The following is a 25,586-nucleotide window of genomic DNA, read 5'->3' as shown; positions in this document are numbered from 1 at the left end:
TCCCTATTCTCTCACAAAGAAAGGGGAGGCAAAACCTCCCCCGAATATTCAAGTCATGCAGGAATATCAGCTCTAACCGAGGAAACCAAAACGGAAACCGACGATCCCCAGCACGAAAAAGCCGATGATAATCCATAACGGATTGACTTTCTTCCGCAGTAGCCACATACAGCCAAATGTTAACAACAATGGCATGAGGCCAGGCATTAACTGGTCAAGGATGGTTTGAACAGTAGTCACTTTCATCTCACCCGTGATTGGATCAGGCACTTCAGAAACCACGAGCGGAATATTCACTTTGGTCCATTTGTTGACGAGGGCACCCATGACAAACAAGCCGAGAATGGACGCACCTTCCGTCATTTTCTGCAAGAAGCCACCGCCCATATCTTTAACGATATCTAACCCTTTTTTGTAGCCATAAGCGACACCCAAGTAACGGGTAATTAATCGCACTAAATTAAACAGGATGAAAAACAGAACAGGGCCTAACAGACTGCCACTCATGGCAATACCGGCTCCCAGAGCGGCAAATACCGGACGAACAGTTCCCCAGAAAATAGGATCACCAACCCCTGCTAAAGGCCCCATCAAACCCACTTTGATACCGTTGATAGCCCCGTCATCAATGTCAGCTCCATTGGCCCGTTGCTCTTCCATTGCCATAGTGACACCCAGGATAGGCGCTGCAACATAAGGATGGGTATTAAAAAATTCCATATGTCGTTTGAGAGCTTGCTTCCTTTCTTCGGTATTCTCCGGGTACAGACGACGAATGGCAGGTATCATCGAAAAACAGAAACCGAGTGCCTGCATCCGTTCAAAGTTCCACGACCCTTGAAATAGGTTAGAGCGGAGGAATACACCACGAATATCGCTTTGTGTCAGCTTCTTCTGACCCATATTTGTTGCTTCTGACATGTTGTTCATCCTCTTAATCTAATTCGTTATCAAGGTCGTTTGGCGTATTGCCAGCAGAAGTGGCTGCCTGTGATTGATTATATTTAGGGCTAAGCTGGATATACAGGATTGCCATCACAATACCAATCACACCTAATGCCACAAGGTTGAAGTTAGTGAAGGCTGCCGTAACGAAACCAAGGTAGAAGAACGGCATCAGATAACCTGCACGCATCATGTTAATCACCATTGCATAACCGACAACCACGATCATACCACCGGCGATATTCAGGCCGCTGGTGACCACTTGTGGAATGGAATTTAACATATGCTGAACTTCAGATGTTCCTACGGATATTGCAACGATCAGGGCAGGGATGGCGATTCGCATAGCTTGAAGCAGCAAAGCTGAAATGTGAATGACGCTAATTGCACGAAGATTACCGTTTTCTGCGGCCTTATCGGCTGCATGTTGGAAACCCACAGTCAAGGTACGGACGATGATAGTCAGAACCTGGCCTGCTGCTGCCAGTGGAATAGCCAGTGCGATACCGGCACCGACATCTTGCCCACCAGCGATAACCAGGATGGTTGAAATGATGGAAGCTAATGCTGCATCGGGGGCGACTGCTGCACCGATATTCATCCAGCCAAGGGCAATCATTTCCAGTGTACCGCCGATGATAATGCCGGTTTTCATATCACCAAGCACTAAGCCGACTAATGTACAAGCAACTAATGGACGGTGGAATTGAAATTCATCGAGAATTGACTCCATACCTGCGATACAGGCAACGATGAATATCAACACAAGTTGAACAACGGTAATTTCCATTGTTTTTCTCCTATAACCAAATGTAATTTGGTAAGAATTTTGTTATTGACTAATGGTTAATAAAATGACATCTGTTCTGATGGCTAAACTTTTTTCAGTAGATCCATCATGTTCAAACGGGTATCACTGGCAACTTTACGGGCTTCAAGTTCTATGCCGCGTGAGTTCAGTTTTTCAAAGGCTTCAATGTCAGTTTTATCAACGGAAATCGCGTTGTTGATTTGGGTTTTTCCTTGGCGGAAAGCCATGCCACCGATGTTGATGGATTCGATAGCGACGCCGCCTTCGACAATACGCAGAACATCTGTTGGGTTGGTAAAGAGCAACATGACGCGTTCGTTAGCATATTTGGGGTTGTTATAAACCCGAACGCACTTAGCAACGTCTATGACATGTGCGCTAACGCCGGGAGGTGCGACTTGTTTCAATAAGGTAGAACGAACCGTATCCTGGGCAACTTCATCACTGACGACAATGATACGCTTGACGTTAGTTTCCTTAGTCCAACGGGTAGCAACCTGGCCGTGGATAAGGCGATCATCAATACGTGCGAGGGCAATCTTCATATGGCCACCCGCAGAGATTGCTGAAGCTGGAACGGCGGAGACAGGTGCAGCGGGTTTTACGGGTTCAGGTTTGGCAGGCTCTTCATCTTGTTTTGCTTTAAGGGCTCGAATACCTTCTTTGCCGGTTTCTAGTGCTACAGCAACCAGCTCTTCCATCGTTGGATCATCATCACGGCACATGAAAGCTTCAACCAGCATCGGAACATTGACACCCGTGACGATTTCGTAGTTGTCTTTATCAACCACGATGCGGTTTGCAGCATTGAATGGACTGCCACCCCAGGTATCGACGAAAAACAGTACGCCTTGTTCTGTATCAAGCGATTCCAGCTTGTGGTTGTATTTCTCGAATAACGTATCAGCATTTTCACCGGGCACAAAGTCGATGTAAGAAACATTTTCCTGTTCCCCAATCAACATCTCTGTAGTACGAAGCAGCTGTTCCGCCGCAGCCCCGTGTGTGCCAATCATAATGGCTATACTCACTTGTTTTCCCCTTTCTATCACAATTGAACTCAGACTACTGCAAGCTCATACTCAATATTTCTAATGTATTTAACTTCCTATTCAATCAATAGGATGGTAGTGAACATAAAACGGTCATGGTTTTATATTTTGTTACATAAGTAAATATATAGTTAGAGTATCATTTGCAGCCTTCAAGAAAATTGCTATTAGTCAGAAAAATTAAGATAGACTGTTTTGACAGGATAAAACAATATTTTATTCTGCATTTAAATAAATTTGTTTTTTAAAATTCTTTAAATTGGTTATTTTTTGGTGTTTATTTTTGTTTCCGGTAACATTTTATTAATTTTCTTATAAAAAAATTGCGATGTATTTACCGTAAAATGGAAAATAATGTACTTTAGTCACTCGTTTCAGCCAAAAAAATATCCCTACCAAATGGCAGGGATACTATTTCAGCTAAAATTTAAATGTAGAAAAAGGAGGCGATAATATCGCTTTCTGTCTAATGAGTAAGCAATGCTTACATTAGTCACACTGAACTTTTATCGCCAAACCACCGCGTGAAGTTTCACGGTATTTTGCGTTCATATCTTTGCCCGTTTCATACATCGTCTCAATAACTTTATCGAGAGAAACACGAGGTTCACTGGTACGGCGAAGTGCCATACGGGCAGCATTGATCGCTTTCACGGAAGCAATAGCATTACGTTCAATGCAAGGAACTTGCACCTGGCCTGCAACAGGGTCACAAGTCAGACCAAGGTTATGCTCCATGCCAATCTCTGCTGCGATGCAAACCTGTTCAGGGCTTGCGCCAAATAATTCGGCAATGCCGGCTGCTGCCATCGAGCAAGCTACCCCAACTTCACCCTGACAGCCAACTTCCGCACCAGAAATAGAGGCATTCATCTTATATAAGATACCAATGGCACCCGCAGCCAGGAAATAGCGGGTGTATAGTTCCGCTGTCACAGGCTCAATGCAATGGTTGTAGTAGGCCAAAACAGCAGGGACAATACCACATGCCCCATTGGTTGGAGCGGTAACAACACGGCCACCCGCCGCATTTTCTTCATTGACGGCCAATGCAAACATGTTAATTAAATCAACAACATTCATTGGGTCATTAGACAATTTATTTGATGATGTCAGCATACGCTGCAATGCAGCGGCACGGCGAGGAACACGCAATGGGCCAGGCAAAACCCCTTCTGTATTCAGGCCACGCTCAATACAAGCTTGCATAGTTGCCCATACGTCTGCGAAATACTCAGCAATTTCTTCTTTGCTGTGTAAATCCAATTCATTTTTCATCATCAAGCCAGAAACAGACAAGCCGGTTTTATTACAGTTCATCAACAGCTCAGCCGCAGAGCTGTAAGGGTAAGAAACCGGTTTGGAATCCTGGGATGGTTTGCCAAAATGTTCTTCATCAACAATAAAACCACCCCCGATGGAGTAGTAGGTTTTGCTGTAAACCTTTTTGTCACCTGCGAATGCATGAATTTGCATGCCGTTTTCGTGCAGTGATAAGTTATCGCTACGGAAGTTCATACCGCCATCGCGAGGAAAATCGACTTCGTGTAAACCATTTGCCAGCGGCAAACGTTCAGTTTGCTCAACATCACGAATAAAACCTGGGATTGAATCAATATCAACAGTTGCGGGCATGTTACCTGCCAGGCCCATGATGATAGCGATATCCGTATGGTGACCTTTCCCGGTTAATGAAAGTGAGCCGTATACATCAACAGCTACACGCGTGATAGAGGACATTACTCCTTGGTTTACAAGATCATCGACAAATTGTTTGCCTGCTTTCATAGGACCAACAGTATGAGAGCTGGATGGGCCAATACCCACCTTAAACATGTCGAAAACGCTAATCACGCCAGACTCCTTTAAAGAAGAAAGAAATATAGTTATTTATATAAAGCGCGCTACTTTACTGTTATTTGGTAGTGTTGATAAAGGAGTTTACAGTTTTTTTTTAATTATAATAGCAATTGATATGATTATGGATAAGTAATGCACAGTTTTGTGGTGTTTTAGAACGTTTTTTGTACTTGCTGGGCTAAGCGATAAATAATGGCTGCGGTTAATCCCCAAATCATATGCTCTTGGTGCCAATAAAAATAGACTCGTCGCTGTTGGTTGCGGTGTTTTATATCCAGATATCGATAATGGGGAAGGGAAAGTGCCTCAAGCAGCGGGATTTCAAAAATGCTTGCTACTTCTGCGGGATTGGTTCGAAAAGAGATGGGTTCGGTAATAAGCCCAATTATCGGAGTGACACGATAACCCCCAATACTATCCAAGGGGGCTAATTGCCCCAATATTTGCACTTTATTTTGTGGCAGGCTGACTTCTTCTTCTGCTTCGCGCAAAGCTGTGGCAATCAGAGAGGCGTCTTCAGGATCTGCCGCTCCACCCGGAAAAGCAATTTGTCCGGCGTGGGAGCGGAGGCTTGCGGAGCGTTGGGTGAATAACAGCGTTGGTTCTGGCTTACATATAATCGGTAATAATACCGCAGCATTTCGTTGGTTGCTGGCTAAATGTGCTGGTTTTGCAGGAAGCTGCAATTGAAACCGATGAATGAAGTCAGAGAGCGATGTCATGATATAGATAGTTCCCCTAATTGAGGTAAGATCCGTCCGAGTTTATCAAATGTTTCCTGGTATTCTTTTTCAGCGATGCTATCTGCAACGATACCACCACCTGCCCAACAGTAAATTTTTTCTTTTTCTGTCAGCAAGGTACGAATAGTAATATTGCTGTCCATTGTACCGCAGAAACTAATGTAGCCAATAGCACCACAATATCCATGTCTGCGATGTGGCTCTAATTCTTCAATGATTTCCATGGCTCGGATTTTAGGGGCACCCGTAATTGATCCACCTGGGAAACAGGCCCGCAGTAAATCTGTGGCATGATATGTGTCAGGCAAAGTTGCTGTGATGGTGCTAACCAGATGGTGTACGGCCGGAAAGGGTTCAACAACAAATAATTCAGGGACTTTGACTGAACCTGGGGTAGCAACTCGCCCAATATCATTTCTCAATAAGTCAACAATCATCAAGTTTTCCGCGCGATCTTTGCGTGAGTTTGCTAATTTCTCAGCTTGTAATTGATCCTCTACAGGGTCTTGCAATCGGGGCAGCGTTCCTTTTATTGGGCGCGTCTGAATGTGATGATCTTTCAAAAGGATAAAACGTTCAGGTGAAACGCTGATAATGCAGTGCTCAGGCAAGCGGATAAAGGCAGAAAAGGGAGCCTGGTTGCTTTCATTGAGCTGGATAAATGCCTGCCATTCATCTCCCTTGTAATTAGCATAGAACCGCTGGGATAAATTGACTTGATAGCAATCCCCTTCTCGTAGGTAGCGATGGATATGAGCAATTTTTTCGTGGTATTGCTGTGCTGTCATATTCGATTGCCACGGACTTGTCAGGGAAAATTCTTCTTTTCTGGTTTCTCGCAGAGACTCTAACCATGTCAGCCGTTCGTCAATATCGTGGTAGCTTAGTAACGTTACTTTCTGTAGCTGATGATCAATAATTAATCCCCAATCGTAGATCCCTATAGCCATATCAGGAAAGCTCAGTTCATGGGTGGCTAATTCAGGTAACTTTTCGATACGTCGTCCGAGATCGTATCCCCATATACCTAATGCTCCTCCTTGAAAAGGGAGGTCCGGATCAAATTGAGCATTAATGTCCCAGATGCGAAGATAGTTTTTTAATAGCTGGAAGGGATCTTCTTTGGAAAGAGAAACCTTATCATTACAATTAATCTCGGTAGAGGTTCCTTGGGTGACAAGGGTTGTCACAGGTTCAGCGACAATAATATCAAATCGATTATGCGGATGTTCGGCGGTTCCAGAATGTAACAGCATGGCCCAGGGTAATGCAGACAAAGGGGCGAAATAGTGAATGGCGAGATCAGGAGAATACGGTAATTGTCGTTTTTGTAATGCAATTTTCATGGCGGAATCAATATTGGTGTTGAGCAATCCACAAGGAATAACATATTAATCCGCGGAGATTATCACACAATCTTGCTCCTGACTTGAGATAAAAACAGGCTATAATCGCCGTTTGCCATTAAGTGCTATGTTTTATTTGAGGTTATAACGATGTTTTCAGGTATGCCAGTATTATCCCATGAAGAGCAGCAAGCGGCCGTAGAGAGGATCCATCAGCTTATTTCCGAAGGAATGGGCAGCGGAGAAGCCATTGCTATTATTGCTCAGGAATTACGCGAAAAGCACCGAAACCATGAGCAGATCCCTGTTTTATTTGAAGATGATGAAAACTAGTCGCGAGGCATTTTTAACAAAACTCACATAATTGCTTTCTATTACATGTTAATTTATTGCAACTTTTAATCCATACTATTTGGATGGTAATAGGAGGTAATATGAAGGCAAATCAGTTTATTCATCGTATTGGTTTATTGAGTGCCGGTATTTTGTTTTCCGTTTCGTTCACGGTAACCGCTGCTGAGAACGACCGTGTGGCGAAGTTTATTTCTTGTAAAAATTTAACTAAAGATCAAGTAGCGGCACAAGTTAAGCAAGATTTTTTACAAAAGCGTATTAGTCACTGGGATAGAGACAGAAAACAATTAGGTACTTCAAAACCCATTGCATGGGTAAATGTCAATGATATTACTGGTGATACAAATGTATTGCAGGTTCCATTGATCGTCCGAGGTACGAAAGAAGATAAAAGTTACAATGTCACGATTGATTGTCAAAAAGAAACTATCAGTTATGGTGAAGTAAAGTAAATAAAAGCAAATAATTTGTCACACTATCTTTTCTTTAAATATGTGCGGGATACTGAGAAAGTATCCCGTTTTGTTTAAACAGTGAGGGGCTTTATGACGGAACAACGGAAACTCTATCCCGCTTATGATGCATATCAAACAGGGTATCTGGATACGGGTGATGGACATCAGGTTTATTGGGAATTGTGTGGCAATCCAAAAGGTAAACCCGCAGTATTCATCCATGGTGGCCCTGGTGGTGGGATAGCAAACTATCATCGTCAGTTATTCGATCCTGAACGCTACCATATTATGTTATTTGATCAGCGTGGCTGTGGGCGTTCTAAGCCCCACGCTAGCCTGGAAAATAATACAACATGGCATTTAATAGAGGATCTTGAACGGCTGCGTAATCTCATGGGTGTTGAGAAATGGCTGGTTTTTGGCGGTTCATGGGGATCAACACTGTCTTTGGCCTATGCTGAAAAACACCCGAATAGTGTGTCAGAATTAGTGCTAAGAGGGATTTTCTTGCTTCGTCCACAAGAGTTGCACTGGTATTACCAAGAAGGTGCTTCGCGTTTTTTCCCGGAAAAATGGGAACGTACATTGTCGATCCTGTCAGAAGAAGAGCGTAAAGATGTCATAGCGGCCTATAACAAACGGCTGACCAGTGACGATTTGCAAGTCCAGCTGGAAGCGGCCCGTTTATGGAGTCTTTGGGAAGGAGAAACCGTCACACTGTTGCCTTCTGCAAGTTCAGCTTCTTTTTCAGAAGATAATTTTGCTTTGGCATTTGCACGTATTGAAAACCATTACTTTATTAATAATGGTTTTATGGACGAAACCCAGCAATTACTGGATCATATTGATGTGATCAGACATATCCCTGCGGTGATTATCCATGGCCGTTATGATATGGCATGTCAGATACAAAATGCGTGGGATTTAGCAAAAGCGTGGCCGGAAGCTGAATTGCATATTGTGGAAGGTGCTGGGCACTCTTTTGATGAAGCCGGTATTTTACACCAACTCATTAAGGCGACTGATAAATTTGTTGGAAAATAAATTAGCTGGAATAAGATAACCACCAGAAAATGGTGGTTATCTTTTCTCATCGCATTCCCTTAGCGGTTTTTAGGCTCATAAGGCAGGCGTGACAGTAACCTTGATTGCTGGCGGTAGTGCTGTAAGCGTTGTTGGAAATATTCCCGCAGATGTGCTGGTTGTGATTGTTCAACCGTGTCAGGAATAACAGGCATGTTATAACGTTCTTTGAAAGCAACACCGGATGCTACTAAATCAATATTGACCTTATCCATCTCATCTTTAGATAATTTGGCTAAATTATGTTCCATATTGGCCTCTCTGAAAATTCATTTTAAATTTCTCTATACGCATTAAACTTCAAGTTGCGATTTATAACACGCTATGAAACCTGATTTCTCCCCGCGAAGCGGGGGAGAAATCACACGCATCTTGAAGTTAGATTGGTATAAAAGAAAATTAGTAAACACTCTTTTGTTTAGCAAGTTGTTTAAAAAGGGCAGAAACTCACCTAATAAATACAAATAATATCAATTATCATTTTTATTAAAAATGTTTTTTTGAATAAAAATTTAATTAAATAAAATTGATTCTTATTTTCTCATATTTAATGAGATTTATTTCTATCGATTATTATTTGTAATCCTTTATTTATCATTGTGTTATATATTTTTATTTTGTTTTTGTATTATGTGATTTTAATTGGCATAATACGCCAAGTTTAATGAATTATTGGGAGAGTTGGCTGATGTTAAAACAAGAAATGATCAAAAAATTAAATGAGCAATTAAATCTTGAATTTTATTCTGCGAATTTATATTTGCAAATGAGTGCATGGTGCAGTGATAAAGGATATGAAGGTGCTGCAGCGTTTTTAAAGACTCATTCACAGGAAGAAATGCAACATATGCAACGTTTGTTTGATTATTTGGGTGACACTGGATCAATGCCTGTATTAGGCGCTATTCAGGCTCCTCCTGTAGAATTTAAATCTATCTCTGATGTGTTTAATCAGACTTATGAGCATGAAAAATTGATCACGGAAGAGATCAATAAACTTGCCCATGTAGCGATGACGACACAGGACTATTCCACTTTTAACTTCTTGCAGTGGTATGTTGCTGAGCAGCATGAAGAAGAAAAACTGTTCAAATCCATTCTGGACAAACTAGATATGGTAGGTGAAAGTGGAAAAGCCTTGTTCTTGTTGGATAAAGATCTTAAAGGATTATCTACGGCACCAGTACAGGCCTGATATAGCTTTCGGTTTTCGATTTGATCTATTTTTCCATCGTAACTCCCGTTTCTTTATCTGTTTTTCATGCATTGTGAAACCGGGGTTACGACCCTCACTCTTTTATCCCATTTTTGCGTAGTGCCTCACAGGTCAGGACATTACTCGTCAATTGCCGCAGATTAAACAGATTTTTTGGTATAGAATCACCCTTCAAGCATGAAAAATTTATCTACATATTAAAGGGTTATCTATATGCTCATTCTTAACATCCGTTCATTCTGGACCAAATTATCTACTCTTGTGGTTCTGTTTGTCGGCATGTCTGTCAGCAGGCTTTGGCCCATGCACATTTGAAAGATCAAGACTCCCGCAGAAAATACCGTGGTTGAAGTTGTCCCACAAACTATCACCTTGAACTTCTCAGAACGTATTGAACTGGGATTTAGTAAGGTAAAATTGATTGGTCCAGAAAAGACTGTAGTTAAAACAGGTCGGTTAGAACTCGATCCTGAAACTAAAACTAAGTTAATCCTGCCAGTTGAAGATAAACTTGCTGCGGGAAAATACAGTGTTGACTGGAGTGTACTCTCTGTCGATGGTCATAAAACCAAAGGCGTTTATAGTTTTACTGTAAAATAATGATCTCTCTAGAGGCGCTATACATATTCTGCCGTTTCTCTCATTTTGTGGCCGTCATGTTGATGTTCGGCCTTAGCTTATTCACTGTAATGCTTGTTTCTGGGCATTTCTCAAGCCTAATGAGAGAACGGTTAAAAGTTGGAGTTTTAATCAGCACCGTGTTGGCTTTGATAACTTCAATCATCTGGTTTATTGTACAGGCTGGATTAATGGGGGATGGTTGGCACGATGTTTATGTCCTGGATATCTGGCTGGCTGTTTTGGGAACCTCTTTTGGGCAAATATGGAGATGGCAGTTATTGATTGCTGTATTTGCCGTTGGTGGGCTGTTCCTTTCCAATATTAAGATCAAAAATTTCCTATTGTTAGGTTGTTCGATTATTTTACTCTCAAGCCATGCTTTCATTGGACATGCAGCTATGCATGAAGGAAGCATAGGGCTATTACTTCAAGCTAATCAGGTTGTTCATTTACTCAGTGCTGGTTACTGGTTTGGTGGGTTGTGGCCATTCTTAGTGTGTCTACAATTCTTGCGATTACGGCAGTCAGTAGAAACCAACTTATCCCCTAATGCGGCTAATCTATATGCAGATAGCGTAATTGCTATGAAGAAATTTTCTCTTTATGGGCATTTTGCCGTGTTTCTGGTGATTGTGACAGGAATAGTGAGTAGTGTGATTCTCATTCCAGATTGGCCTGTCTTTAGTCGAGCTCTATCTGAATACCAATCCATGCTATGGTTAAAAATAGTTCTGGTTATTGGAATGGTTCTTTTGGCTTTGATTAACCGTTATATTTTAGTTCCCAAGTTAAAACAGAAAAAGTGCTATCAGCAATTGATAATCAACAGCTGGCTGGAAATTATTCTGGGTACAACCGCATTGTTATGCGTAGCGATTTTTGCAACGCAACCTCCTGCGTAATGGTTGGTGCAAATCTGGGTACATAAACAGGAAAATTAGCGATAAAATTACGGCATGTATCTATAGGGGAAATATAATGAAACGACTATTTTGGGTTCTGCCTTTTTTACTTCTCTCTTTTCAAGGAGTAGCTGCGCCAATAAAAACCATCAGCAAGCTACAGTTTGGGAAACAGTGGGCATTCACTCGCGAAGAGGTTATGCTTGATTGCCGAACAGATGGCGCGTTGTTTGTGATCAATCCCAGTACATTGATGCAGTATCCATTGAATGATAGAGCAACACAACTGATGCAAGCTAATAAAGTCATTGCATCATCATTAGATACCATCCTCTTAAATGATCCCGATCGTCCTAAGCAAAAAATGAGCATTGAGCCATTCCAGAAAGCGGCACTGGCTTTATGTGATCATTCATCCAACCGATAGTGGCTAAAGCTTGTAATTCATTGTATGTCAACTACGCTTTAGGTAGTAAGTTGTTCTACGTCTCAATGGCAACTTTTAGCGCAAGGCTTTTTAATAGAGCCATTTTTCCCTGGGCCGAGTAGAGGAGTAACTCGGCCTTTTTTTATTTGTACTTAAAGTAACCATAACGTGTTTTATAATAAAAAATGAAGAAAGGCCAATATTGAGTGTAAATTGGTCTATTTTTTAAACAGATTGTGATATCTCCCTAAATTTTATAAGTGAATACTGGTAAAAATAATTAAAGAAAATTTAAATTCAGGCAGAGAGACGGTATTCTAAAAGTAAATCTAAATCATATGACTGGTTATGCTTAGAAATAGTTTGTTACATAGGGTAAAAATTTAATGTAAAACAATTGTTTTCATTGTGTTAAATTTTTTGTTTATTGCGTAGGGAATTATGGATAAGAATAAATTTTATCAAGAGCTATCTGATAGTTTGATGGCCCTGCTATCAGGAGAGTACGATTTTATAGCTTCTCTTGCTAACACAAGCGCATTGTTATACGAGCGTTTGGATAATGTTAATTGGGTTGGCTTTTACTTAGTTGATGATGATACCCTAGTATTAGGGCCATTTCAGGGTAGGATTGCTTGCGTTCGTATTCCAATAGGAAAAGGTGTATGTGGAACGGCGGTTGCAAATAAGAGTATACAGCGGATTTCTGATGTGCATGTTTTTCCGGGTCATATAGCCTGCGATGCCAGCAGTAATGCTGAAATTGTACTTCCTTTAGAAATCAACGAGAAAGTTGTTGGTGTTTTGGATATTGATAGCACGGTTTTTGATCGGTTTGACGAGAATGATGAAAATGGCTTGAAAGCGCTAGTTATCAGGCTTTGTAACCACTTGGAACAATGTGTTGTGTCAAAATATCTACAACAGAACGTAACTTAACATACGTATAACGTGGCATTTATCAGCAACATTATTATAATGTCGCCTGTTCATGCCTGCGCTGGTTGGCAAAACCGTTGTAATCAGGAAATTTCATGGAAAATCAACCTAAGTTGAACAGTAGTAAAGAAGTCATTGCTTTCTTGGCTGAGCGCTTCCCACTTTGCTTTGTAGCAGAAGGTGAAGCACGTCCTTTGAAGATTGGGATCTTCCAGGACATCGTTGAACGTATTCAGGGCGAGGAGTGTTTGAGTAAAACACAGCTCCGTTCTGCTTTGCGTTTGTATACTTCCAGTTGGCGCTATCTCTATGGTGTAAAAGAGGGAGCACAGCGTGTTGACCTTGACGGGAACATGTGTGGCGAGCTGGAAATTGAACATATTGAACATGCGCGTCAGCAATTAGCAGAAGCGAAAGCGCGGGTACAGGCTCAACGATCTGAACAGCATGCCAAGAAACGTGAAACTGAAAACGTATCTGACAAGAAAAATGAACGGCCTGTGAATAAAAAGCCGGTTCCTCGTCGTCAGAAGAAATCAGGCGATGGTGAAAAGCGTCCAGTGCGTTCGCAAAACCGCCCGCAACAATCACGTAAACCAGCAGATAAGACCATAAAAAAAATTGCACAATCTGGGTTAAACTCAGTCACTGACGTATCCTCTTTGAAAGTCGGTCAGACAATCAAAGTAAACGTAGGAAAAAGCTTAATGGATGCATCTGTGCTTGAAATTGCAAAAGATGGTGTCAGAGTGCAGTTACCTACTGGTTTAGCAATGATTGTACGCGCAGAACACTTAAAGTTCTGATACGGAGGCCAACTTGGGCATGAACAAACTCATTACATTGGCTTTCGTTTTAGGTCTATCATTTTCTGGTACAGGTTATACAGATACTATTAATAATGGTAATGTCGCGAGTGGTAGCCACGTTACTGACTCTAATCATAATACGTCTGTGGTCAGCCTGAGCCAATTGCCAGATTTAAAACCGGAACTGCAACATCCCACAATAAGTAAACGGATTGTTTCCCGTTTTCTTCGTTCTCATTATCGCCAGTTTTATCTGGATGCAGATTTTTCAGGAAAAATTTTTGATCGTTACCTGAATCAACTGGATTATGGACATAATGTTTTTTTAGCATCTGATATCGCGCAATTCGCGAGCCAGAAGGGAGAATTAGGAAAAGAACTTGAAAATGGCGTGCTAAAACTTCCGTATGATCTATTTAATCTGATGCAAAAGCGTCGTTTTGAACGCTATCAATATGTGCTTGCCCGTTTAGAAAAACCCGTTGACTTAAACGATCATGACACCATTGACACCGACCGTATTAAAGCGCCATGGCCAAAGAGTAGTGAAGAGTTGGATAGGCTTTGGGATGCTAAAATCAAATCTGATTGGATAAATCTTAAATTATCCGGCAAAGATGATAAAGAAATCAAAGAAACGTTGACTAAACGTTATCGGACATTATTAAAACGCCTCACACAAACCCAAAGTGAGGATGTTTTTCAAAGCATTATGATGGCTTTTGCCCGTGAAATAGATCCGCATACCAGTTATCTCTCGCCTCGTGATACAGAACAATTTAATTCAGAGATGAGCTTATCTCTTGAAGGCATTGGTGCTGTTTTACAATATGATGATGAGTATATCGCTATTCATTCATTGCTTCCAGGCGGTCCAGCGGCCAAAAGCAATTTATTGAAAGTTGGGGATAAAATCATTGGTGTTGGGCAAGTAGGTAAACCAATTGTTGATGTTGTTGGATGGCGTTTGGAAGATGTCGTTGCTCTCATCAAAGGTCCGAAGGGGAGTAAGGTTCGTCTTGAAATCATTCCAAGTACGAAAGGGGCAAAAAACCACATTGTTACCATAACCCGTGAGAATATCCGCCTTGAAGATAAAGCTGTCAAGATGTCGGTAAAAACGGTAGGGAAAGATAAGGTTGGTGTTCTGGATATACCAGGTTTCTACGTTGGCTTAACTAATGATGTAAAAGTACAGTTGCAAAAACTCACTAAACAGGGGGTTGCCTCGGTTGTTATTGATTTGCGCGGCAATGGTGGTGGAGCGCTAACAGAAGCTGTATCGTTATCTGGCTTATTTATTCCTACTGGTCCCGTTGTCCAGATTCGAGATAATACTGGTAGAGTAAAAGTGGAGGCAGATACAGATGAAGCAATCTATTATAAAGGTCCTCTGGTTGTTCTGATTGACAACAGAAGTGCTTCTGCATCTGAAATCTTTGCGGCTGCCATGCAAGATTATGGCCGTGGATTGATAGTGGGAGAACCATCTTTCGGCAAAGGTACAGTTCAGCAATATCGTCCTTTGAACCGTATTTATGATCAAATGCTGCGGCCTGAGTGGCCAGAAATTGGTTCTGTGCAATACACGATCCAGAAATTCTATCGGATAAATGGTGGTAGTACCCAGCTTAAGGGAGTAACGCCTGATATCATTATGCCGACAGGAGAAGAGCCTTCTGAAATAGGGGAAAGCCAAGAAGATAATGCGTTACCTTGGGACAGTATTCAGCCTGCGCATTATACATCTTTGAAAGTGATTTCAGAGTTAACGCCACTCTTGACTAAGTTGCATAATCAACGGATTGCTAATGATCCTGAATTTAAATATATCAAACAGGATATTGCTTACTATAAAGTCATCAAAGAACGTAAGGGCGTTTATTCCTTGAACTATGCTCAAAGAGAGAAAGAAAACAAGGAATACGAAGCAATCAAATTGAATCGTTTTAATGAACGCTTTAAACGAGAAGGTAAAAAAACGCTCAAATCGCTTGATGATTTACCAAAAGATTATAAAGGGCCTGATCCTTACTTAGATGAATCTGTAAAAATTGCTTTGGATTTGGCACATCAGCCTGCTGAAATAGCTGTAACGAGATAGTCTTAAAATTTGTTATAAATAAAAGGCCGGCTTGGTAGTCGGCCTTTTATCATATTGTAAAGTTATGTTGTTTATATCGCTTAACATCTTAAAAAACTTGAATAATATGGGGGTTGTCCCCATCTTATGGCTTAACTTTTAGTTGAACTGTTTGATAATTAAAGGAAGCAAATTTATATGATGAGAATCGCCTTGTTCCTTCTCACAAACCTTGCTGTCATGGTGGTGTTTGGAATAATACTTTCACTTACAGGAGTTCAGCGGAGCAGTGTTGCTGGCCTCATGATTATGGCTGGTTTGTTTGGTTTTGGGGGTGCATTCATTTCTTTGTTAATGTCGAAATGGATGGCTCTGCGTTCTGTGGGTGGCCAGGTTATTGAAAAACCATCCAATGAAACTGAAGCTTGGTTGATGGAAACTGTACGCCGTCAGTCGGATCAAGTGGGAATTACTATGCCACAAGTGGCTATCTATGATGCCTTGGATATTAATGCATTTGCTACAGGAGCACGCCGTAATGCTTCTCTAGTCGCTGTTAGTACAGGGCTACTGAACAATATGAGCCGTGATGAAGCTGAAGCCGTCATAGCGCATGAAATTAGTCATATTGCCAATGGTGATATGGTTACGATGACATTGTTGCAGGGTATTGTGAATACATTTGTTATCTTCATTTCACGTATCATTGCGCAGGCTGCTGCAAGTTTCCTTTCCAGCAGCGATGATGAAAGTGAAAGCAGCAGTAATGGTAATCCGATAGTCTACATGGTGATTTCTATGGTGTTAGAGATCGTATTCGGTATTCTGGCAAGCATTATTACCATGTGGTTCTCCCGCTACCGTGAATTCCATGCGGATGCAGGATCAGCAAAATTGGTTGGCCGCGAAAAGATGATTGCAGCATTGCAACGTCTTAAGACCAGCTATGAACCTCAGGAAGAGGGAAGCATGATGGCATTCTGTATTAATGGTAAAGCTAAGAGTTTCAGCGAGTTGTTCTTATCTCATCCGCCGTTGGATAAGCGTATTGAAGCCCTTCGTAGCGGTGAATATATAAAATAATAAATAACCAATAGCTAATATAGATAAGAAAGCCGAGGTTCGCCATGAACCTCGGCTTTATTGTATATAGAAACCCCTGGCTATGCCGGGTAAACTCTCTTTATTCACAGAAGAAAGTGCATGTTATTGAGAGTGATTTAATAAAACTTTTTCATCTTGCTCAAATACTTTTTTATTGGTTTTTCTCATTAATTGACTGGTAATAGTACCTGCTGTCATAGCGCCATTAACATTCAATGCTGTACGTCCCATATCAATAAGAGGCTCAACAGAAATGAGCAGTGCCACTAAGGTGACAGGTAAACCCATGGCAGGTAAAACAATCAATGCTGCAAATGTTGCGCCACCACCAACACCAGCAACTCCCGCAGAGCTAATAGTGACAATTCCCACAAGAGTTGCAATCCACACTGGATCAAAAGGGTTAATACCTACGGTTGGAGCGACCATCACTGCCAACATCGCTGGATAAATGCCAGCACAGCCATTTTGTCCAATAGTTGCGCCAAAAGAAGCGGAGAAGCTGGCAATAGACTCAGGAATACCGAGGCGGCGAGTTTGTGTTTCAACATTCAAGGGAATACTTGCAGCGCTTGAACGGCTGGTAAATGCGAAGGTCAGTACGGGGCCTGCTTTTTTCAAGAATTTCAGAGGATTGATACCCGTAAGTGCCAAAAGCCCGCCATGTACTACAAACATCAGGCCAAGAGCGATGTAGGAAGCAACAACAAAACTACCTAATTGGGTAATGTCATGGATATTGGAACTAGCAACAACTTTGGTCATTAAAGCCATCACACCGTATGGAGTGAGGCGCATAACTAACCTAACTAGCTTCATTGCCCATGCTTGCATGGTATCAATGGCAACGAGAACCCGTTTACCGCGTCCCTGATCATCTTTAATCATTTGTAGCGCAGCGATGCCTAAAAATGTTGCAAAAATTACCACACTAATAATGGAAGTAGGGCGTGCTCCCGTCAAGTCAGCAAAGGGATTTTTGGGGATAAAAGAGAGAATGATCTGAGGCACACTCATATCTGCAACTTTGCCAATATAATTGCTTTCAATTGCTAATAAACGAGCAGTTTCTTGAGTACCTTGGATCAGTCCTGCTGCATTGAGCCCAAATAAATTGGCAATTACGATGCCGATTAAAGCGGAAATCGCTGTAGTAAACAGTAACGTACCAATGGTAAACAAGCTGATTTTTCCTAAGGAAGATGCTTTGTGTAAACGAGCAACGGCACTAAGGATAGAAGCAAAAACCAACGGCATGATAACCATTTGTAGCAATTGTACATAACCATTACCAATAATATTGAACCATTTAATTGATTCTTTTACGGTAAGATTATCTGTTCCATAAATGATGTTTAATGCCAGCCCAAAAACGACACCTACGACTAGAGCCACAAGAACTTTTTTGGATAAACTCCATTTATTTGAGTTCGTTTTTGCCAATAGAATAAGCAGTGCTACAAAAACGAGCACGTTGATGATGAGTGGTAAATTCATCTCTAGTCTCCAAAACTTATATACTCTTTAATTTCGAGTTGTGGTGTGTAGTTTGGAATATAGATTTGTAAGTTGTATTCCAATTTGAATCTATCGTCTACATACCATGAAATGCGTAAGGTGAAATATTATCAGTATAATAAGCCGCTTCCTTATAATTAAATGGAATTTAATATAATTATTTTTCACTAGCTAGTTTAATTGATTATATATCCTAATCTATTTCTATTGTTACAGCTGTTAACTTTGTATTTTATTAAGTCAAAGATTTTCTTGGGGCGACAGGAAGTGAATAAAAAATGTTCTATATTTTCAAGTAGCCCCATTATTCAATGAGGCTACTATATTTGTTGTATATGGATATTGATCAATTACTTGTAGAGATTCTGTAGCTTATCAATAGGTAATTTATCAAACTGTATTTGGTTAAATTGCAGGCTATCGAAATAGCGAATGAATGAGAAATTAATGTGTTGTGGAAGGATAATAGCGATCACTACTACCAGTACGGCAATAAAACGTTCGGCTTTTTTACGATCCTTACCTCTAAGAATAGGCAAGCAAAAACGTATTCTTAGCGGCCATAACAGTGGAATACCAGCGGGAGTAAGCATATCAGCAATAAGATGGCTGATATAACCGATAACCATTGCATGGACAAAGTCAGTTGGGATGGGCCAATTAGACGGTATTTCAGTCTGGAATAGAGTAACTCCCACGAGCAGTGCTAATAAACTATGTGTAAATCCACGGTGTCCACATAATCGCGCGATTGGAATGGATATGAAGCGGAACAATCGGCCTAAGGTTGAACTTGGGTGGTCGATATCTGGCAACAATGAAGCCAGAAGTACACCGGGAAGCATGTGTAACCAGTCTCCCTGTGCTATTTCTGGTGTAATTTCTAGCTGATGAGCCAATACAAGACTGGCAACGGAAAAAAGAAGATGCCCTTCTGCTGTCATAACGATTTATACTAATTATTTATGCTGATTGCTGTTTATACATACAGTTGGGCAGTATAGAGGGTTTTGTCTGAGGAAGATAGAGGGTAATTAGGAAATTTTTAAATTGTGGCTTGTTGGCTGAGGGGAAGGTTGATATTTGCGCTGCCTTATGCGAGAAATGGGACAGCGCGGTGGCGATTAAGTAATATCTTCTATTGTTAGTTTTTCCAGAGAATTCAGTTTAATGTCAGCCAATGACCAGCGGTGATCATCGAAATGATGAGTGGCTGGAACGACAATTGAGCGCATTCTTGCTGCTTTGGTTGCTATCATACCGTTAAATGAATCTTCTAATGTAAGACAGTTAATCGGGTTGATTCCAAGTTGACTGGCTGCCAGCAAATAAACTTCGGGATGTGGTTTACTGTAAGGTAAGTGCGCAGCAGAAACAACAATATCAAAGTAATGTCGTAGGTTAAATAATTCGAGTACTTTTTCAATCATTTCATAGGGTGAGGCAGAAGCTAGGCCGATTTTTAACCCGCGTTCGCAACAGAGATTTAAAGCATGTTCTACTCCAGGTAGTAAGGGACGGTTTTTTTCAACTGATTGAACTACATAATTGATGATGCGTTGCTCAACTTCACTTTTTGGGATGCCTTGCCAGGGTGATGCTTGGTACCATAACTCAACCACCTGATCGATGCGTAACCCCAATGTATCAGGTAGGTTTTTGGCTAAATTTAAATCCAACCCTAATTCACTGAATACGCTTTTTTCTCCCTGTATCCAATAAGGTTCAGAATCAATCAGCAAGCCATCCATATCAAAAATGGCGGCTTCCATAGATAAACAAAATGACATCTCAAATCTCTCCGTGATGATAACAGTGATTAAAGAGGTTTGATTGTAACAATTCCAATAAATTAAATCTCGTTATGGATGATAACAAAGGAAGAGATGATTTCATTAATAAAGTAAAATAATGACTCCATAAATAGGATTAACATTGGTTCTTTATGAGTTATCATTGAGTAAAAAATAAAACTATTTGTGCCAATGGAGAATGTAATGACGTATCAACAAGCCAGATATGTTGCTATAGCTAAGCGAATCTTAGGCTGGATTATTTTTGTACCAGCCCTGTTGTCGACTTTTGTTTCAGTAATTAATCTAGCAGCAGGGCAGCATGGTGTGAAAGACGATAGTATTGGCGGTGGTGGTGTTAATGTGGTATTGAATGATTTTCTTCAGATGATGACAGAAATGATTAAATTCAATACACCATTTTGGGATTTTTTCTGGAAATATTCTCCAACCCCTGAGTTTGTTGCTGGAATTACTGGGGAAAATATCAGTTTTTTTGTCATTTATATGCTGATGTTTGTGGGGCTGGCAATGAGTGCGTCTGGATTGAGAATATATCGTCAATTTAAATTCATTAAAGAACGTATCGAAGATCAAATGGTCTTTGAACACGCGCAGGAAAGTGGAATAACCAAGGAACAATTGAAAGCTAAAATTGTTTTCCCCTCTCATTCTTTATTCAGACAGATTTTTATTCTTTACATATCACCAATCATTATCGGTGTAATTGCTTACTTATTATTTAAATTTTTAGGGTGGTAATACGATAGTTAATAACACTGCAAGGATGCTCAATGTCACGTTGGGGTTAATATAATAAATTTTATCTTTTTTTGAATCATTGGACTATTATCAATAATTAAATATTAAGTTCTCTTATGTCTGCTCAGATAAAATTTTATCAATTATCTTTTGGATTAGAATAAAATTCTCTCCTCCGAAAAGATTGCATCTATTTAACAAATAGTAAAGTTGGTAAATGGGTTGACGTTCAAGAAAATCTTTAGGCAATGGCCAAATGCTCTGGTAACCGTCAAATATTTGCAAAGGAAGATCTGGGTAAAGTGGCAGCATCGCCAGATCGCATTCGCGATCTCCCCAATAGCAGGCAGGATCAAAAGTGACGGCACAATTATCGTTCAATGATGCACAGTTCATGGGCCATAGATCGCCATGCAGGAGAGAGGGTTGAGGGTGATGATTGTGCAGTCTATCGCTGATTACTTGAACAATTTGGTTAATATCTCCAAACACCATCCCGTTATCAGCGGCAAGTTGCAGTTGCCATCCAATGCGTTTTTCGGCATAAAAATGGGCCCAACGCTTTTGCCATCCGTTAGGTTGTATGGTCGTTGCCAGCATGTTATCAAAATCAAAACCAAATTTAGGTTGTTCACTCCATTGATGTAGCTTCGCAAGGTGTTGACCAAAAAGATACGCACTGTGTGGGTTAAAGGGTTTTATGGGCAAATGCTCCAGCAGCAGGAAGCTATAGTTGCGGTCGTGACCTACACCATAAACATCGGGGACTCGGGTTGTTTTGCTGCGAGCTAATAATTCCAGTTGCTCTGCTTCTGCTTTGAAAATTGGCAGCATTTCTTTTACGTTGGATTTGATAAAGATAGGTTGTTCACCATATTTAACATGCCAGGCGCGGTGAATATCTCCTCCTGTCAATTCCTTTTTATCGTGAATTTCAGCATCACCAAAATGCTCACTTAATAGTCGGCTCACTGTTTGCCACATGTTTCACCTCATTAAGTTGACAGTTGCTATGCTTATATTACAGACAGATGTAACATTTGAACAGGATAAAAGGCATTTTAATAGGAATTAATAAGGCCATATCTCAAATTTGATATGGCACTCTATTATTTTTTAATTTGATTTTTCTGGAATTGATACTTCTTGGGATGAGATTTTCTCAAACGATCTTCTGTTTGCTTTCTTGCAAGCTAATTTTATTTGGTCATAAGTCAGTGCAATAGTGAAGAAAATTGCCTGAATGATGACGATACAGGGGCCTGTTTCACCATCAATATGGAAGCTGATGATTGTTCCAAGGACACTGGATGATATAGAAACAACCATTGCCACAATCAGCATGCGATCAAAGCTCCGGCAAAGTATAAAAGCAATAATGCCGGGGGAGATTAACATCGCAATGACCAAGATGATACCGACTGCTTGCAAAGATGCGACAATTGTTAGAGCCAGTAGTGATAATAATCCGTAATGGAGAAGTTTTACGGGAAGGCCAACCACTCGTGCCTGGTTGGGATCGAAGCAGTAGAGCATGAAGTCTTTTCTCTTTAGCAGCACAATAGCCAGTGTGATCCCGGCAATACACAAAGTTTGGAGTAATTCATGCTGGGTAATGCCGAGTATGCTGCCGAATAAAATGTGTGTCAGGTGTTGATCCGTATCTATACGAGTAAACAGGACTAACCCAAATGCAAACATACCTGAGAAAACGATTCCCATGACAGTATCTTCTTTGATTCGGCTATGTTCTTTTAAATATCCTGTCGCGAATGCACAAGATATACCAGAAAGGAAAGCACCTATTGCCAGTGGTACGCCGGTTACAAAAGCGAGCACTATCCCTGGCAAAACGGCATGGGAAATGGCATCTCCCATCAATGACCAACCCTTTAAGACTAAATAACAGGAAAGTACAGCACAAACAGCTCCCACCATAATAGCCGCATAGATAGCTCGTCGCATAAACTCATGCATGAAAGGTTCAGTTATTAATTCAATAAATGTGTTCATGAGCGTTGCTCCTGAATCAATGCCAGAGATTCCTTTCTGGCTCGTCTGCGGGAGGCTAACGTGCCATGCTTAGGGGCAAAGAAGAACGCGAGTAAGAAAATGACTGTTTGTATAGTAACAATCACTCCTCCAGTTGCACCGTTGAGAAAATAACTCACATATGCGCCGAGACCACTCGTGAGTGAACCGATAGCGACGGCAATAATCAACAAATGTTTAAATCTATCTGTCAATAAATAGGCGGTTGCACCAGGCGTTACAACCATTGCGATAACCAGGATAGCGCCCACTGTCTGTAATGCAGCAACGGTACAGGCACTTAATAAAGTGAAGAAAATGATTTTCAACCGTAACGGTGATAATCCAATAGAGCGTGCATGAGTTTCATCAAAGAAAACAACCAACAGATCTTTCCAAAGTACCATTAATATGATGAAGGAAACGGCAATAATGATTTCCACTTGTAAAACATCTTCGTCAGCGATCCCCAGAATATTGCCTAATATAATGGTTTGTACATTCACGGATGTAGGGTTTAAAGAAACGATCAATAATCCGACGGCAAAAAAAGTGGAGAATATAAAACCTATCACCGCATCTTCACGTAACCGAGTAATATGACGCACCAATGTCATTGATAATGCAGCGAGCATCCCTGTAAAAAAAGCACCACCTGCATAAGGTAAACCGAGAGCATATGCGCCAGCCACACCAGGCACAACAGAGTGGGAGAGGGCGTCTCCCATTAGCGACCAACCTTTTAGCATCAGATAAGCAGATAAGAAAGCACAGACACCCCCAACAATGGTGCTTACCCACATGGCTTTCACCATGTAGTTGTAACTGAATGGTTGTAAAAGCAGTTCCATCATGGTTGGTTTTCCTTTTTTTTGGGGTTTTTCCGCGGTGGAATATGGTGATCATGTCCGTAGAAGACGGCAGCACGTTCATCATCGGTTATCACTGTCAGTGTGCGTGGATCGTCATCTTTATGCAGCTCAGGCGCGGAAAGATTAATATGGCGCAAGACGCCACCGAAGGTTATTTCCAGATTTTTTTGAGTAAACGTATTTTCAGTTCGGCCACTGGCGAGCACCGTGCGGTTGATCAAAATAACGTGATCACAAAATTCAGGTACACTGCCGAGGTTATGCGTTGACACTAAGACCAAATGCCCTTCGTCACGTAAGTCACGAAGTAAGTCAATAATGGCATTTTCTGTTTTAACATCTACCCCAGTAAAAGGTTCGTCCAATAGCAAGACTTTTCCTTCTTGAGCCAACGCACGGGCTAAAAATGCGCGTTTTTTCTGCCCGCCAGAAAGTTCGCCAATTTGGCGATCACGCAAGTCTGCCAGTCCGACACGTTCAAGGGCGTTATTGACAATTTCATGATCACGTTTGCTAGGGCGGCGCAAAAATCCCATTTTTCCATAGCGTCCCATCATTACAACATCAGAAACCAGAACCGGAAAATTCCAATCTACATCTTCAGTTTGAGGAACATATGCGATGATATTTTGTTTTAATGCAGCTTTGATAGGTTGCTTGTTGAGCGTCACTTTTCCTTGTGAAGGTGTGACTAATCCCATGATGGTTTTGAATAATGTGGATTTGCCGCTGCCATTCATACCTACCAATGCACAAATTGTGCCGCCAGTAATGTCAAAACTGGCATCATAAATAGCCGTATGCCCATTGTTGTAAGTGACAGTGGCGTTATGCACAATTAAATGAGGATGCTCAAATAACGATTGATGGTTTAATGATGAGCGATTCATTGATTAAATCCTTTTGCGATGGTGTCTACAGTGGTGTTAAGTAGATCAATATAAGTTGGAACTGGTCCTTTTTGAGTGGACAGGGAGTCTACATAAAGCACCCCGCCATAATGTGCCCCCGTTTCTTTACTGACTTGTCTTGCTGGTTTATCTGAAACTGTGCTTTCACTGAAGACGACCGGGATCTTATTCGCTCTTACTGTGTCAATGACACGGCGAACCTGTTGTGGGGAACCTTGTTCCTCAGCATTAATTGGCCATAAGTAAACTTCTTTGAAACCATAATCTTGTGTGAGGTAGCTGAAAGCACCTTCACTGGTGACGAGCCAGCGTTGATCTTCAGGAATACGAGAAAGACGTTCTCTAAGAGGTGCATCCAATTGAGTCATTTTTTCTGCATAAGTTTTGGCATTACGATTGTAAATTTCGGCATTGTCGGGATCGTATTTGACTAAGGCTTTGCGGATATTTTCGATATAGATCAGCGCATTTTTTGGCGACATCCAGGCGTGGGGGTTAGGATTTTTATTGTAAGGCCCTTCACGAATCGGTAAAGGGGTAATACCTTCGGTTATCACCGCAGCAGGAATATCTTGCATGTTTTCAAAGAAGCGTTCGAACCAGCGTTCTAAATTTAAGCCATTCCAGAGAATAAGGTCTGCACGCTGTGCTTTTATGATATCTTTGGGAGTGGGTTGATAATCATGGATTTCTGCACCAGGTTTAGTGATTGACTCGACAATTGCTGCGTCTCCTGCGACATTTTGGGCTATATCTTGAATAATAGTAAATGTTGTAACCACTCTGAATTTTTTTTCGGCATGGGCTTGCTGGCTGAATAACACCATTGTGAATAGAACAAGGATCAGATTAACTATCGGAAGATCAGAAAGAGAATATTTTTTATTCATTATGGTAACCCTTACTCGTTGTACATATAATTATTGATAATGATTATCAGTATCATTTG

General features: G+C 41.0%; 26 protein-coding genes and 1 pseudogene. 12 read left to right on the top strand and 15 right to left on the bottom strand.

Annotated elements, in window-relative coordinates; all coding sequences use genetic code 11:
• Window positions 1-72: 72 nt before the first annotated feature.
• The 6 genes from AAC853_RS14060 to pabB form a co-directional block, all read right to left on the bottom strand.
• Window positions 73-921, bottom strand: coding sequence for a PTS mannose transporter subunit IID (locus tag AAC853_RS14060; protein ID WP_338882567.1), 849 nt, complete (start codon window positions 919-921; stop codon window positions 73-75).
• 13 nt (window positions 922-934) lie between these two features.
• Entirely contained in the window at window positions 935-1,735 is an 801-nt protein-coding gene (locus AAC853_RS14055) for a PTS mannose/fructose/sorbose transporter subunit IIC (RefSeq protein WP_340614908.1), read from the bottom strand.
• A gap of 83 nt (window positions 1,736-1,818) precedes the next feature.
• Window positions 1,819-2,787 (bottom strand): PTS mannose transporter subunit IIAB, encoded by a 969-nt coding sequence (gene manX, locus AAC853_RS14050; RefSeq protein WP_338882566.1) that lies wholly within the window; start codon window positions 2,785-2,787, stop codon window positions 1,819-1,821.
• A gap of 510 nt (window positions 2,788-3,297) precedes the next feature.
• Window positions 3,298-4,662 carry an L-serine ammonia-lyase gene (locus tag AAC853_RS14045; protein ID WP_340614907.1) on the bottom strand — a complete coding sequence of 455 codons (1,365 nt, stop codon included), beginning with the start codon at window positions 4,660-4,662 and terminating at the stop codon, window positions 3,298-3,300.
• A gap of 158 nt (window positions 4,663-4,820) precedes the next feature.
• A complete protein-coding gene (locus AAC853_RS14040; protein WP_338882564.1) occupies window positions 4,821-5,390 on the bottom strand; it encodes a CoA pyrophosphatase in 570 nt (189 codons plus the stop codon).
• On the bottom strand, window positions 5,387-6,757 hold the full coding sequence (pabB, locus tag AAC853_RS14035; protein WP_338882562.1) for an aminodeoxychorismate synthase component 1: 1,371 nt from the start codon (window positions 6,755-6,757) through the stop codon (window positions 5,387-5,389). The genes AAC853_RS14040 and pabB overlap by 4 nt, the downstream gene beginning before the upstream one ends.
• A 150-nt stretch (window positions 6,758-6,907) precedes the next feature.
• Here pabB and AAC853_RS14030 point away from each other — a divergent pair, with 150 nt between their 5' ends.
• The 3 genes from AAC853_RS14030 (at window position 6,908) to pip (ending at window position 8,610) form a co-directional block, all read left to right on the top strand.
• On the top strand, window positions 6,908-7,090 hold the full coding sequence (locus AAC853_RS14030; protein WP_338882561.1) for a YoaH family protein: 183 nt from the start codon (window positions 6,908-6,910) through the stop codon (window positions 7,088-7,090).
• Window positions 7,091-7,191: 101 nt separating this feature from the next.
• A complete protein-coding gene (gene yebF, locus AAC853_RS14025; RefSeq protein WP_338882560.1) occupies window positions 7,192-7,563 on the top strand; it encodes a protein YebF in 372 nt (123 codons plus the stop codon).
• A 93-nt stretch (window positions 7,564-7,656) separates the two neighbouring features.
• Window positions 7,657-8,610 carry a prolyl aminopeptidase gene (pip, locus tag AAC853_RS14020; RefSeq protein WP_338882558.1) on the top strand — a complete coding sequence of 318 codons (954 nt, stop codon included), beginning with the start codon at window positions 7,657-7,659 and terminating at the stop codon, window positions 8,608-8,610.
• 59 nt (window positions 8,611-8,669) lie between these two features.
• Here pip and AAC853_RS14015 read toward each other — a convergent pair whose 3' ends face one another.
• Window positions 8,670-8,900 (bottom strand): DNA polymerase III subunit theta, encoded by a 231-nt coding sequence (locus tag AAC853_RS14015; protein ID WP_338882557.1) that lies wholly within the window; start codon window positions 8,898-8,900, stop codon window positions 8,670-8,672.
• Between the two features lie 437 nt (window positions 8,901-9,337).
• Between AAC853_RS14015 and ftnA the strand changes: the two genes are divergently transcribed.
• The 8 genes and pseudogenes from ftnA (at window position 9,338) to htpX (ending at window position 16,729) form a co-directional block, all read left to right on the top strand.
• The gene (gene ftnA, locus AAC853_RS14010) at window positions 9,338-9,844 is read left to right on the top strand and encodes a non-heme ferritin (RefSeq protein ID WP_338882556.1); all 507 of its coding nucleotides are present in this window, start codon (window positions 9,338-9,340) and stop codon (window positions 9,842-9,844) included.
• Window positions 9,845-10,078: 234 nt separating this feature from the next.
• Window positions 10,079-10,465 (top strand): annotated as a pseudogene (copC, locus tag AAC853_RS14005) (copper homeostasis periplasmic binding protein CopC).
• Window positions 10,465-11,388 carry a copper homeostasis membrane protein CopD gene (copD, locus tag AAC853_RS14000; RefSeq protein WP_340614906.1) on the top strand — a complete coding sequence of 308 codons (924 nt, stop codon included), beginning with the start codon at window positions 10,465-10,467 and terminating at the stop codon, window positions 11,386-11,388. Before copC ends, copD begins: the two are co-directional and overlap by 1 nt.
• Window positions 11,389-11,464: 76 nt before the next feature.
• Entirely contained in the window at window positions 11,465-11,815 is a 351-nt protein-coding gene (locus tag AAC853_RS13995; protein WP_338882552.1) for a YebY family protein, read from the top strand.
• A 441-nt stretch (window positions 11,816-12,256) separates the two neighbouring features.
• Entirely contained in the window at window positions 12,257-12,754 is a 498-nt protein-coding gene (locus tag AAC853_RS13990) for a GAF domain-containing protein (RefSeq protein ID WP_338882551.1), read from the top strand.
• Window positions 12,755-12,849: 95 nt separating this feature from the next.
• A complete protein-coding gene (gene proQ, locus AAC853_RS13985) occupies window positions 12,850-13,560 on the top strand; it encodes an RNA chaperone ProQ (RefSeq protein WP_338882549.1) in 711 nt (236 codons plus the stop codon).
• A gap of 19 nt (window positions 13,561-13,579) precedes the next feature.
• Window positions 13,580-15,667, top strand: a complete 2,088-nt coding sequence (gene prc / locus AAC853_RS13980; RefSeq protein ID WP_340614905.1) for a carboxy terminal-processing peptidase — start codon at window positions 13,580-13,582, stop codon at window positions 15,665-15,667.
• Window positions 15,668-15,844: 177 nt separating this feature from the next.
• Window positions 15,845-16,729 (top strand): protease HtpX, encoded by an 885-nt coding sequence (gene htpX / locus AAC853_RS13975; protein WP_338882546.1) that lies wholly within the window; start codon window positions 15,845-15,847, stop codon window positions 16,727-16,729.
• A 123-nt stretch (window positions 16,730-16,852) separates the two neighbouring features.
• On the opposite strand, the gene AAC853_RS13970 is transcribed toward htpX, so the two are convergent.
• From AAC853_RS13970 to hxpB, 3 genes are all read right to left on the bottom strand, one after another.
• A complete protein-coding gene (locus tag AAC853_RS13970) occupies window positions 16,853-18,247 on the bottom strand; it encodes an L-cystine transporter (protein WP_338882545.1) in 1,395 nt (464 codons plus the stop codon).
• A 371-nt stretch (window positions 18,248-18,618) separates the two neighbouring features.
• Window positions 18,619-19,212: a metal-dependent hydrolase gene (locus AAC853_RS13965; protein ID WP_338882544.1), complete on the bottom strand. Its 594-nt coding sequence runs from the start codon at window positions 19,210-19,212 to the stop codon at window positions 18,619-18,621.
• Window positions 19,213-19,392: 180 nt separating this feature from the next.
• A complete protein-coding gene (gene hxpB / locus AAC853_RS13960; protein ID WP_340614904.1) occupies window positions 19,393-20,058 on the bottom strand; it encodes a hexitol phosphatase HxpB in 666 nt (221 codons plus the stop codon).
• A gap of 207 nt (window positions 20,059-20,265) precedes the next feature.
• On the opposite strand from hxpB, the gene AAC853_RS13955 reads away from it, so the two are divergent.
• The gene (locus AAC853_RS13955) at window positions 20,266-20,823 is read left to right on the top strand and encodes a YniB family protein (RefSeq protein ID WP_340614903.1); all 558 of its coding nucleotides are present in this window, start codon (window positions 20,266-20,268) and stop codon (window positions 20,821-20,823) included.
• 114 nt (window positions 20,824-20,937) lie between these two features.
• Here AAC853_RS13955 and AAC853_RS13950 read toward each other — a convergent pair whose 3' ends face one another.
• The 5 genes from AAC853_RS13950 to AAC853_RS13930 all read right to left on the bottom strand — a co-directional run bounded on the left by AAC853_RS13950 (window position 20,938) and on the right by AAC853_RS13930 (window position 25,527).
• On the bottom strand, window positions 20,938-21,807 hold the full coding sequence (locus AAC853_RS13950; RefSeq protein WP_340614902.1) for a fructosamine kinase family protein: 870 nt from the start codon (window positions 21,805-21,807) through the stop codon (window positions 20,938-20,940).
• A 132-nt stretch (window positions 21,808-21,939) separates the two neighbouring features.
• Window positions 21,940-22,836, bottom strand: a complete 897-nt coding sequence (locus tag AAC853_RS13945; protein WP_340614901.1) for a metal ABC transporter permease — start codon at window positions 22,834-22,836, stop codon at window positions 21,940-21,942.
• The gene (locus AAC853_RS13940; protein WP_338882538.1) at window positions 22,833-23,708 is read right to left on the bottom strand and encodes a metal ABC transporter permease; all 876 of its coding nucleotides are present in this window, start codon (window positions 23,706-23,708) and stop codon (window positions 22,833-22,835) included. Before AAC853_RS13940 ends, AAC853_RS13945 begins: the two co-directional genes overlap by 4 nt.
• Window positions 23,705-24,616: a manganese/iron ABC transporter ATP-binding protein gene (locus tag AAC853_RS13935; protein ID WP_340614900.1), complete on the bottom strand. Its 912-nt coding sequence runs from the start codon at window positions 24,614-24,616 to the stop codon at window positions 23,705-23,707. The genes AAC853_RS13940 and AAC853_RS13935 overlap by 4 nt, the downstream gene beginning before the upstream one ends.
• Entirely contained in the window at window positions 24,613-25,527 is a 915-nt protein-coding gene (locus AAC853_RS13930) for a metal ABC transporter substrate-binding protein (protein ID WP_340614899.1), read from the bottom strand. The genes AAC853_RS13935 and AAC853_RS13930 overlap by 4 nt, the downstream gene beginning before the upstream one ends.
• Window positions 25,528-25,586 lie beyond the last annotated feature (59 nt).

This window comes from Xenorhabdus thailandensis (genome assembly GCF_037996785.1).
Lineage (GTDB): Bacteria > Pseudomonadota > Gammaproteobacteria > Enterobacterales > Enterobacteriaceae > Xenorhabdus > Xenorhabdus griffiniae.
This window is presented reverse-complemented; position numbering and strand designations above follow the sequence as displayed.